Source organism: Nostoc sp. DedQUE02 (assembly GCF_034531035.1).
Taxonomy (GTDB): Bacteria; Cyanobacteriota; Cyanobacteriia; order Cyanobacteriales; family Nostocaceae; genus Nostoc.
The window spans coordinates 1-11,389 of record NZ_JAVRBY020000116.1 but is presented as its reverse complement, the minus strand read 5'-3'; the positions used below and the strand labels follow the sequence as shown (position 1 = coordinate 11,389).

The 11,389-nt window shown below is 40.2% G+C and carries 7 protein-coding genes and 1 tRNA gene; 7 read left to right on the top strand and 1 reads right to left on the bottom strand.

Features of this window, described 5'->3' with window-relative positions; all coding sequences use genetic code 11:
* The first annotated feature begins 236 nt into the window (after nucleotides 1-236).
* The 3 genes from RMX98_RS35500 to RMX98_RS35490 all read left to right on the top strand — a co-directional run bounded on the left by RMX98_RS35500 (nucleotide 237) and on the right by RMX98_RS35490 (nucleotide 6,389).
* On the top strand, nucleotides 237-1,769 hold the full coding sequence (locus tag RMX98_RS35500) for a SagB/ThcOx family dehydrogenase (RefSeq protein WP_322678917.1): 1,533 nt from the start codon (nucleotides 237-239) through the stop codon (nucleotides 1,767-1,769).
* Between the two features lie 761 nt (nucleotides 1,770-2,530).
* On the top strand, nucleotides 2,531-4,855 hold the full coding sequence (locus RMX98_RS35495) for a PAS domain S-box protein (RefSeq protein WP_322678918.1): 2,325 nt from the start codon (nucleotides 2,531-2,533) through the stop codon (nucleotides 4,853-4,855).
* Nucleotides 4,856-4,865: 10 nt separating this feature from the next.
* Nucleotides 4,866-6,389, top strand: a complete 1,524-nt coding sequence (locus RMX98_RS35490; protein WP_322678919.1) for an ATP-binding protein — start codon at nucleotides 4,866-4,868, stop codon at nucleotides 6,387-6,389.
* A 5-nt stretch (nucleotides 6,390-6,394) separates the two neighbouring features.
* Here the strand turns inward: RMX98_RS35490 and RMX98_RS35485 are convergent, their stop codons facing one another.
* Nucleotides 6,395-7,309, bottom strand: a complete 915-nt coding sequence (locus tag RMX98_RS35485; RefSeq protein ID WP_322678920.1) for a rhodanese-related sulfurtransferase — start codon at nucleotides 7,307-7,309, stop codon at nucleotides 6,395-6,397.
* A gap of 75 nt (nucleotides 7,310-7,384) precedes the next feature.
* Between RMX98_RS35485 and RMX98_RS35480 the strand changes: the two genes are divergently transcribed.
* The 4 genes from RMX98_RS35480 to RMX98_RS35465 all read left to right on the top strand — a co-directional run bounded on the left by RMX98_RS35480 (nucleotide 7,385) and on the right by RMX98_RS35465 (nucleotide 11,210).
* A tRNA-Ala gene (locus RMX98_RS35480) sits at nucleotides 7,385-7,457 on the top strand.
* Between the two features lie 601 nt (nucleotides 7,458-8,058).
* The gene (locus RMX98_RS35475) at nucleotides 8,059-8,505 is read left to right on the top strand and encodes a DUF2127 domain-containing protein (protein WP_322678921.1); all 447 of its coding nucleotides are present in this window, start codon (nucleotides 8,059-8,061) and stop codon (nucleotides 8,503-8,505) included.
* A gap of 268 nt (nucleotides 8,506-8,773) precedes the next feature.
* Nucleotides 8,774-10,180, top strand: a complete 1,407-nt coding sequence (locus RMX98_RS35470; protein ID WP_322678922.1) for a 1-acyl-sn-glycerol-3-phosphate acyltransferase — start codon at nucleotides 8,774-8,776, stop codon at nucleotides 10,178-10,180.
* A gap of 7 nt (nucleotides 10,181-10,187) precedes the next feature.
* On the top strand, nucleotides 10,188-11,210 hold the full coding sequence (locus RMX98_RS35465; RefSeq protein ID WP_322678923.1) for an iron ABC transporter permease: 1,023 nt from the start codon (nucleotides 10,188-10,190) through the stop codon (nucleotides 11,208-11,210).
* Nucleotides 11,211-11,389 lie beyond the last annotated feature (179 nt).

Below are 11,389 nucleotides of genomic sequence, written 5' to 3'. Positions count from 1 at the left end.
AAAAGGTTATGGTTCGGCAAGCTCACCAACCAGGTTAAAGGGAAAAGGAATAAATTTAATCTTTCCCCTTACCCCTTACCCTTTTCCCCTTACCCCATGCCCAATCCTCAATCCCCAATTCAATTGTTACCAAATACCACTTTATGACTCTGAGGATTGTACCAATTGACACGAAATAATGAGGCTAATGAATGCCAAGATCAAGAAAAGGATGCCCCAAGGATATTAAAAGTACTATGCCAGAATTACACCAATCAATTGCCCAGCATTATCACGAACGGACTAAATACAACCCTGAGACTCTCGCCTCCAAAAGTCAGCGCTTAGACTGGAATAAACAGCCAGTGCCCTTTAAGGAGTACAAAATTGGCTCTACTTTTGATCTCAAACCCTATATCCAAGAAAAATCAGAGGGATTTGCTAATAATCCAGATGCTCAATGGTGGCAAAGACTCTCGCGGCTGTTGTTTCGCAGTTATGGATTGACGGCGAGAATGCCTTCTATGGGTAGTGCGGTATATTTACGCGCTGCTCCCAGTGCAGGCGGTTTATATCCTGCTGAGGTGTATGTGGTTTCCCGTGGTACGTCGTTATTGCCACCTGGTTTGTATAACTACCAGTGTCGAACTCATTCTCTCATGCATTATTGGGAAAGTGATGTTTGGCAAACTCTTCAAACAGCTTGTTTCTGGCATCCTTCTTTAGAAAATACCCAATTGGCAATTATTGTGACTGCGGTATTCTATCGTTCTGCGTGGCGCTATGAAGATCGGGCTTATCGCCGGATTTTTCTAGATACGGGACACCTGTTAGGTAATATCGAGTTGGCTGGTGCGATTACTGATTATCGCCCTCATTTAATCGGTGGCTTTGTGGATGAATCGGTTAACGATCTGCTTTATGTCGATCCGCAACAAGAAGGTGCGATCGCTGTCTTACCTCTGGCAGACTTGTTAGATGTCAATCAAAATTTGCCATTGGGATGTACTGCTTTACCTTCGGCTACTGAAACCAGTTATCCTCAAATCCCCGATGGCGAACTACTAACATATTTCCATCGACACACCCAAATTCAATCAGGTGTAACTGGCAATCTCAATCTACCAACTATTAAACAAGAAAAATCTTTGGAGGATAAATACAATTTTCCTTTCTGTTTAAAAATTCCCACTACCACCGCACCTATAGACTGGGGACAAAAACTATCAGAACTGGAAAGCACTATGTATAAGCGACGCTCTACCCGCGCTTACAATGGTGATGATTTAAGCTTTGATGAATTGAAAAGTTTACTCGATTTTACTTACCAGCCGCAAAATTATATCGACCAAAGTTTAGATATTTCTCCAGACTACTTTGATTTAAATTTAATCGAAACATTCATTGCGGTTTGCGGAGTCAAAGGACTAGAAGCAGGTTGTTACTATTACGCACCCAAAGCCCAAGAATTACGCCAAATTCGGTTTAAAAACTTTCGGCGAGAGTTACATTTTCTCTGCTTAGGACAAGAATTAGGGCGGGATGCGGCAGCAGTGTTATTTCATACAGCCGATTTGAAAGCTGCGATCGCACAATATGGCGATCGCGTTTATCGTTACTTACACATGGATGCTGGTCATTTGGGACAGCGCCTGAATTTAGCCGCAATGCACCTGAATGTAGGCGTCAGTGGTATCGGTGGATTCTTTGACGATCAAGTAAATGAAGTTTTGGGTATTCCTACTGATGAAGCTGTTTTATATATTACTACATTGGGACGACCAAGATAAAACGTAGCGCAGGCGATCGCAAATAATACAAAGTCACAAAAATTATTGGCGTTCTTCTCTATGAGAAGCCACACGTAGCTTGCTTTTCCCTAGAAGGATGCGCTTTTTGCCGTTTTTTTACCTAAATTTTTGAAGGTAAATCTACACTGTCAATATTTTTACCTAAGAAATTGTACAATACCATGATTATTATTTCATTTTTGCCATCAATCTTTACCCTGACAAAAAATTGTCAACCTGGTTTTGGAGTTCAATGTAGTTTCATCTGGGACAATACATTTTGAAACTTTATTGTAGTAAATTATCCCCTGTAAACTCCAGTTAGGAGTTATAGTCTTTGCGTTCCCATGTTTTGCTGGGTTGTTTTATGACTTCTTGATGAATGAACTCCCTTATTAAACTTATCTATCGATGAGGTTGCAAAAACTGCCCATAGTTTGCTAATAATACTGATGGTGAATATTATTTTTTTGAAACTCACCCTTAAGCAACTCCAAATACCAATTCAAATAGAGAAAATTATTCCTACGAAAAATAAATGTTTTAACAATTTTGTCAAGTAAAAACATTGGTTTATTTCAGTGTATTGTGAATATTCAAATAATTGATTTTGAATTCTCAATTCGGCGTTTTTTCTCAATCTTGCATTACAAGCTTTAAGAAAAACGCGATTTTAATTTCGCAGATTTTACAGAAAATTAATGATTTTTTCGATTTAATTAAATTTGATATTTTACAAAAATTTTTTCAGACACCTAATAATGCTATTTCCTGAGAATGAAAGCCAAAATAGTTTTAATATCCTTTTCTCTAGAAATCCCAATCCAATGTGGGTATATGACCAAAATAATCTGCAATTTTTAGATGTAAATGATGCTGCTGTTATCCACTACGGCTACTCACGAGAAGAGTTCTTGCAAATGCAAATAACTGACATTTGCCCTTCAGAAGATGTGCCTATTTTACTGGAATATTTAGGACAAAATTACCCTAACTTACATTTTACTGAACAATGGCGACATCGGCGAAAAGACGGGCAGATTATTGAGGTTGAAATTTTTATACAAACAATAGACTATGGTAGTTATAACGCTCGGTTGGTTAATATACGAGATATTACAGAACACAAACAAATAGAAAAAACTCTTCAAGAAAGCGAAGCTAGATTTCGAGTCATTTCTGAAGCCATTCCTGTTCCATTCATTATTTCGCGTGTGTCTGATGGGTTGATTTTATACGCTAATACACAGTTGCTTCAAACATTTCGGTTTTCTCCAGACTATTTAGTTAATCGCAAAAAAATTTTAGAACTATATTATAATTTTGCAGATTTAGAAACGCTGCTTAAAATCCTTGAGCAACAAGGTTTTATTCATAATTATGAACTCCAACTAAAAAGAGCAGATGGAACATATTTCTGGGCGATCGCTTCCTTACAATATTTAATTTTTAATAATGAATTAGCAATTTTCACAGTCTTTAATGATATCAATGCTCGGAAAAACGCCGAAACAAAACTCCAAGAGAAAAATGAGTTTTTGCGGATTATTTTTGATAATATACCGTTGATGATTGCCCTGATTAGTCCTAATTGCAAACTCCAGTGGGTAAACAAAGAATGGGAAAATGTTCTAGGTTGGAAATTTGAAGATTTCCAAACTCATGATGTCTTGGAAGTGTTATATCCTAATCATGAATCTCGACAGGATGTAATTAATTTTATTCAGTCAGCACAACGTAATTGGGCTGACTTTAAAACTCATATACGTGATGGTCGTATACTGGATACGTCTTGGACTAATGTTTACCTTTCAAATGGTCAAATTATCGGTATTGGACAAGACATTACAGAACGTAAGCAAACTGAACTAGCTTTAAAAGCCCAAGCCGAACGTGAGCAATTGATGCGAACCGTTGCTCAACGGATTCGCCAATCTTTGAATCTCCAAGATATTCTGAATGCAACAGTTCAAGAAGTGCGAGATTTACTTGGGGTTGATCGAGTTATAGTTTATCAGTTTGACTCAGAGATGATCGGCACAATTAGGGCAGAATCGGTGGAACCTGGATGGAGAGTTTCTTTGGGCGTAGAAATTCATGATACTTGTTTTCAAACAAGTACAGGAATGGAGTATTATCAAGGACGTAAACGAGCGATCGCTAATATTTATGAAGCTGGACTAACTGATTGCCATATTAGCTTGTTAGAACAGTTTGAAGTGAAAGCCAACTTAGTTGTGCCCATTTTACTAGAAGTAAGCTCTCAAAACCCTGGCTCTCACCTTTGGGGTTTACTGATTGCTCACCAATGCTCTAATTTTCGTGACTGGGAAGAAAATCAATTAGATTTGCTCGATCAGCTGACAGTCCAATTAGCGATCGCAATTCAACAATCCAGCATTCTAGAGCAAGTTCAAACTGAACTTGTTCAAAGACAAAAAGCTCAAGTCAAGTTAAAAAGTGCCTTAGCTGAAAAAGAGGTTCTCTTAAAGGAAGTTCATCATCGAGTTAAAAATAATTTGCAAATTGTCTCCAGTTTATTACAACTTCAGTCTCAAACACTCAAAGATCCGGAAGTAATCAAAGTTCTGCGAGAAAGTCAAAACCGAATTGAGTCAATATCTCTAATTCATAAAAATTTGTATACTTCCGCCAATATTGGACAAATTGATGTTGCTGATTACATCAATAATTTGGCTGCAAGTTTGCTAATTTCCTATCAAATATGGCCTAATAAAATTTCTTTAGAAACTGATATAGATCCATTGAATTTGAATGTCGATCAAGCTATTGCTTGTGGATTGGTAATTAACGAATTAATCTCCAATGCTCTCAAGCACGCTTTTCCCAACGAACAATTAGGCACAATCAGTATTGCTTTACGTAATGCTGGCAATATTGTCGAAATGACTATTCGAGACAATGGGATTGGTTTACCAGATAATTTAGATTGGAGAAATACTGATTCTTTGGGTCTATCACTAGTACATGACTTGGTTACAGAACAACTAGAAGGCAACATTATTCTAGAACGCAATCATGGAACAATATTCAAAATTCAATTCACGCACTTAAGTTTGCATTAGTAAATATCAAATGGGTCAAGCTAGGATTTTAGTCGTTGAAGATGAAGTGATTGTGGCTAGAACTATTGCTAGCCAACTCAGTCAACTAGGATACATTGTTACAGGTACAGCATCATCTGGAAAAGTTGCCATTGCCAAAGCATCGGAAACTCGCCCAGAGCTAGTATTGATGGATATTATTCTTAAAGGTGAAATGGACGGTATTGCTACTGCCAACCAGATTCGTGAGCAGTTAGATGTACCGATAATTTATTTAACCGCTTATGGCGATGAGCATACTTTAGCAAGAGCGAAAATTACCCAACCTTTCGGATATATCGTTAAACCATTTACTACAAAAGATTTAAGAATAGCGATCGAGATTGGTCTGTTAAAACACCAGTTAGAACGTGAACTACGGGAGAATCGAGATCAGTTAGCAACCCTTTTAAACTCCATGAGTGATGCTGTAATCGCCGCAGATGAACATGGAAAAGTGACATTTATGAATCCTGCGGCTGAGGCACTAACTGGCTGGCAGCAAAAAGATGCTTTAGGCAATGAGGCGACGAAAATTTTTCATATTGTCGATGAAGTTACAGAAACTACATTAGAAAACCCTGTGACAAAAGTGCTGCGGGAGCAACAGGTTGTTTATTTAGGGGAATTCACATCTCTGATTACAAAAAACGGTAAAAGAGTTCCAATTGGTGATAGTGCTTCACCACTGAAGCTACGAACCAACCAGATAAATGGTGTAGTAGTTGTTTTCTGGGATCTTAGCGAACGACGGCAAACACAATTGCTAGAGAAAGCATTAGAGAAGGAGCAAGAACTTAACCGTCTCAAGTCCCTATTTATCTCTACTGTATCTCATGAGTTTCGTAATCCCCTAACTGTTGTTCAAACCGCAGTAGAACTCATAGAAATGCAAGGAGCAAATTTGACAGATGCAAAAAGAAACATCTATTTAAAGCGAATTCAAGCTGCTGTGCAATCTATGGAAAAACTCATGGAAGAGGTGCTATTTATGGGTCGAGCAGAAGCAGAAAAACTCATATATAACCCTACTGCCCTTAACTTAGACAAATTTTGTCGAGAGCTAATCGAAGATTTTTCCATTGTTAAAAGCAGCGTGTGTGAAATTGTTTTTACCTGTCATAGTGAAGATACATCTGCTGTAATGGATGAAGGACTATTACATTACCTATTTGGAAATCTTCTCTCAAACGCAGTTAAATATTCTCCCAGAGGTGGAAAGATTGAGTTTGATTTAATCTGCAACCCGATTGAGAAAGTAGCAATTTTTTATATTCAAGATCAAGGTATTGGCATTCCCGAAGCAGACCAAGCTCGACTTTTTGAATCATTCTACCGAGCCTCAAATGTTCAATCGATTAAAGGTACTGGATTAGGGTTAGTAATCGTTAAAAGGTGCGTCGATGCTCACAAGGGTCAAATCAGTGTCACAAGTCAAGTTGGAGTCGGTACTACATTTACAGTCATCTTGCCCTTAAATTCCGAATTATCCCTGACTGAAGCTTCAGAATTCTGAATTCTTTAACTCAAATCCTGATTTTTCTTACCAATTTGGGTTTGATAGTGCCGCCATTTCTCTTGCTGACGCACTCTTTTCTCTTCGGTGAGGCTATCGAAACAATAGGGACAGGAGATACCTTGCTCATATTTGGGAGACACTTTATCTTCTTCAGAAATCGGACGTCCACAACAGAGGCACAATTCATAACTTCCCTCCTCCAACCCATGACTAACGGCTACCCGCTCATCAAAAACAAAACATTCTCCTTGCCATAAACTTTCTTGTGCTGGAACTTCCTGCAGATACTTAAGAATGCCACCTTTGAGATGATAGACTTCTGCAAAACCTTGGGCAAGCATAAAGGATGAGGCTTTTTCACAGCGAATGCCGCCTGTACAAAACAGAGCAACCTTTTTGTGTTTAGTCGGGTCGAGGTGATGGCGCACATAATCGGGAAATTCCCTGAATGATTCAGTTTGGGGATTTTCCGCTCCTTGGAAAGTACCGATATTTACCTCATAATCATTGCGGGTATCAATTACGGTTACTTCTGGATTGGAAATTAAATCATTCCATTCTTGGGGATTGACATAAATGCCAACTTGCTCATTTGGGTCAATTTCCGGCAACCCCAAAGTGACAATTTCTGCCTTTAACCGCACCTTCATCCGCTCAAAGGGCGGGGTTTCGGTGTAGGACTCTTTTGATTCTAGGTCTGCTAGACGGGGGTCAGAACGCAGAAACCAGAGAACTGAGTCAATAGCTTGACGCGAACCAGCAATTGTACCGTTAATCCCTTCTTGCGCTAGCAAAATTGTCCCTTTGACACCTTGGGCTTGGCAGTAAGACAGCAGAGGATCTCGTTTCTCGGCAAAATCGGGCAGTTTGACAAATTTATACAGTGCTGCAACAACTTGGATATTTTCTGGCTTCATCCCTTTGGTAATAGAACAATATAAGTTACAATAACAATGACAATCAAAGTTACCTACTATTTATTTTAATTTTATGGGGGTTTAGCTCAGTTGGTAGAGCGCCTGCTTTGCAAGCAGGATGTCAGCGGTTCGAGTCCGCTAACCTCCATTGGAGATGTTTGATTGAAATTTGCGATGCTTGCGGTTATTGCTACCCTACGCACATACAATGTCAATTGAAACCCCATTACTGATAAAGGAATGGGGTTATTTTCCCTGAAAAGCAAGGGGTTAGGAAAGAGAGAAGTAAGCTGTTAAGCATTGAGACCGCAGGGGGGCAGGGCGCATACTTCGACTGCGCTCAGTACAAGGGGAGCAAGGGAGAGGGTTTGCAGCTTTTATTACTATAGGACTCATATTTGATTTCTGAAAAAACTCAGTAGAACTAAGAAACCTTCTTTCCTATTGCCTATTGCCTATTGCCTATTGCCTGACAGCGTAAATCAGTATGGCTACGCCACGCTACGCGAACAAAAATAAAGCGGATTCCTATATGAAAATAGTGCAATTTAAAGGACGATTAGCTTATTGCATCTAATTGCCACGATTCAAAGCCGTACTTAGTTAGAAGAATCCCTGGATCAGGAAGTTAATTACCGTTGGCAAAAGTGGAAAGTTGGGGCGAGCAACTATTGCTACAATAAGCGTTTGAGTTAGCATCATCTAGAGCTAGTTAATCAAAGTTTGATTTTATATACTTAGGGGGTTGTTTGGAAAAACGTCCATTGGGATTAGTGGCAATTGTTCTCTACAAATCATTTGCCGCCTTGCTGCTTATGGTTACTTCGATCGCTTTATTATTGACATTAAAAAATTATCAAATTTTAGAGGCATTTTCAGATAATTATGTTTTAGAAGGTAAATCGATAATTATTGATTGGCTTTTAAAGAAAGTTGTCAACTTAAATCCTAGAACTTTAGCCTTTAGCGGTATTGGAACCGGAATCTATGCTATTGTTACTGCTATTGAAGCCGTTGGTTTATGGTATGAGAAGCGTTGGGCACATGTGTTGGTATTGGTACTTGTCGGTATCAGTATTCCACCAGAAATTTATGAATTGTTTCGGGGAATATCTTGGATAAAAACGCTGGTTTTTGTGTTGAATTTAGCTGTGTTTGTTTATTTATTCCGAAATTTTCCTAAACATCCCAACTAAATTTTGATTCGATACTTAGGGTCTTGAGTAACCAAGAGAGCGAAACGTGGTGATTGAAATGTTTTGACGACAAGAACCTACGGGTTTAAGCAAAACCAAGACCCACGTTGTACAATAGATTTCTTGTATAAGTCGGGAAAAGGGAAAGGGGGAAAGGGGAAAGGTTCTGTATTGTCCCCTTTCCCTTTAACCTTTACCCTTTTCCCCCTCTTGTAAAAAACACTTTTGCAAGAGGTCTAATCGCTAGAAACACAATCGGGAGAGCGACTTGCCTAGATCGATTCAGTCTACTCAACCACCACTGAAATTTATTCCCCAACGATTGAATCGGCTGGTACTTCAGATTGTTCGGTGGTTATTGCCGATCGCACTACGGTTTCGCACTCGCCCTTGGCTACCGGCTGGGATTGTCAACGTTGAAGCCAAGAATGTTGAAGTATTAGCTGAACTCTATCAACAATTCCAGGCTGGAAAAATTCGCTTTTTGCTGGCATTTCGCCACCCAGAGGTGGAAGATCCCCTCTGTATGCTGTATTTGCTTTCTCACATTGTGCCACAAGTTGCTCGTCAAAAAGGTATTACATTACCATCCCTAGTTCACAGTTATTTTCTTTATGACCGGGGTATGACAGTTTGGGCTGGAAAGTGGCTAGGTTGGCTGTTCTCTCGGCTGGGGGGTGTGCCAGTTCGTCGCGGTAGGCGACTAGATCGGCAAGCAATCCAAAATGCACGGGAGTTGTTTGCTAATGGCGAACTACCGATCGCAGTAGCACCAGAAGGCGGTACTAATGGTCATAGCGGTATTGTTAGCCCCTTGGAACCTGGTGTTGCTCAAATGGCGTTTTGGTGTGTAGAAGATTTACAAAAAGCCAATCGTTCTGAGACTGTGATCGTTGTACCGATCGCTATCCAATATAGTTACGTTGAGCCACCTTGGTCTAAACTCGATTGGCTATTGAGTCAGTTGGAAGCTGATAGTGGCTTGAAAGTTTCGGAAATTGATTCGGGTAATCGCGAAGAAATTTACTATCAACGCCTCTGGAGATTGGCTGAATATCTGATTACCGAAATGGAAGAGTTTTATCGTCGCTTCTATCATCAAGATATTCCCAAAACTATCTCAACTGATGAATCTGCTAATCCTAATCAGGTATTAATTGCCCGACTCCATCGCTTACTGAATAAGGCTTTACAAGTTAGCGAGCAATATTTTGAAGTTCAAGGGCAAGGTAATTTTATTGACCGTTGTCGTCGCTTAGAAGAAGCTGGCTGGAGTTACATTTACCGAGAAGATTTGCCAGATATCAATGCTTTAGCACCCTTCAAACGCGGTTTAGCAGACTGGATTGCTGAGGAAGCAGATTTGCGAATGCGGCACATGCGGATAGTGGAAAGTTTTGTTGCAGTCACAGCTACTTATATTCAAGAACAACCGACGGCAGAACGGTTTGCAGAAACAGCTTTGCTTGTATTCGATATGCTTTCTAGAATTCAGGATACAACACTTCCGGGGCGACCTCGGTTAGGTTTGCGACAGGCACAAATAACCGTGGGGGAACCAATTTCAGTTACAGAACGCTCTCAAAACTGTCAGAGCGATCGCCAAGCCTCTAGACAAGCTGTGAGTGATTTGACAAAAGATTTGCAAATCGCTTTAGAGAAAATGATTGCTTGATTCCAAAATGACCAAACGTTTTAGCTTTCAAACAATTTTTACAGAACACCGCGTATTGTGGGCTGTTTTACTCCTTGGTACAGCATTGGTGATCACACTAGCGCTGTCACTTTCTCAAGGAGCAGTACCTTTGAATATGTCGGAATTTTGGCAAGCCATTCTCCGCAAAGGCGATCCGATTAAACAGACAATTCTCTGGGATTTGCGCCTCCCACGCATTACTGCTGCTCTGATTGTCGGTGCAGCCTTGGGAATGTCAGGAGCATTGCTGCAAGGAATGTTACGCAATAGTCTTGCCGATCCATTTATTTTGGGAATTTCAGCAGGTGCAGGATTAATTGTGATTCTGATGATCGTCTGGCACATATTCCCGATCGCAATTCCTCTAGCAGCATGGATAGGAGCAATTTTGACTTCAGCGATCGTTATTTTGCTCGGTCGTGCAGGGTCGGGTATTTCTGTTGAACGGTTGATTTTAGGCGGAGTGGCGATCAGTTCTTTATTTGGTGCTGTACAAACGACATTACTGTTGTTAGCTGAAGACGGTCAAATTCAAATTGCACTCAGTTGGCTGGTTGGTAGCCTCAATGGACGGGGTTGGCAAGAAATTGCTACAGCTGGCCCTTATATCATCGTTGCATTGATCGGAGGATGCTTGCTGGCGCGATCGGTAAACGTGCTGGCTTTAGGAGATGATTTGGCTGTAAGTTTAGGGATTTCGTTGACGCGATCGCGCCTGTTAATTGGTGGTATTGCCACTCTATTAGCCGCAGGTGCAGTCAGCATCAGTGGCTTGATTGGATTCGTTGGTCTTGTTGTCCCTCACGGTGTCCGCCTGATCGTTGGTACAGATCATCGCTTTGTTTTACCACTTTCCGCCCTTGCAGGTGCATGGTTACTCACTTTTGCAGATTTACTCTCTAGACTAGGAGCAGTAGAACTACCAGTAGGTTCCGTCACTGCCTTGCTGGGTTCACCGTTGTTTATCTGGTTACTTTATCGTCGTTCTGCTGGGTTTAATAAATTTTGAACTCATAAAAATTGCTGGTGTATTTACTACAACAGCAACAAGCAGAATGATCCTGACGGGGCGACAAAAAAGGCTAGGATACAGATAAAATAAGCTCCATAACCCTGAAACCTCGTTGATAATACTGGAGTTTATTGCGACTTAATTTTATTAAATCCGTGACTAAATCTTGACATTGG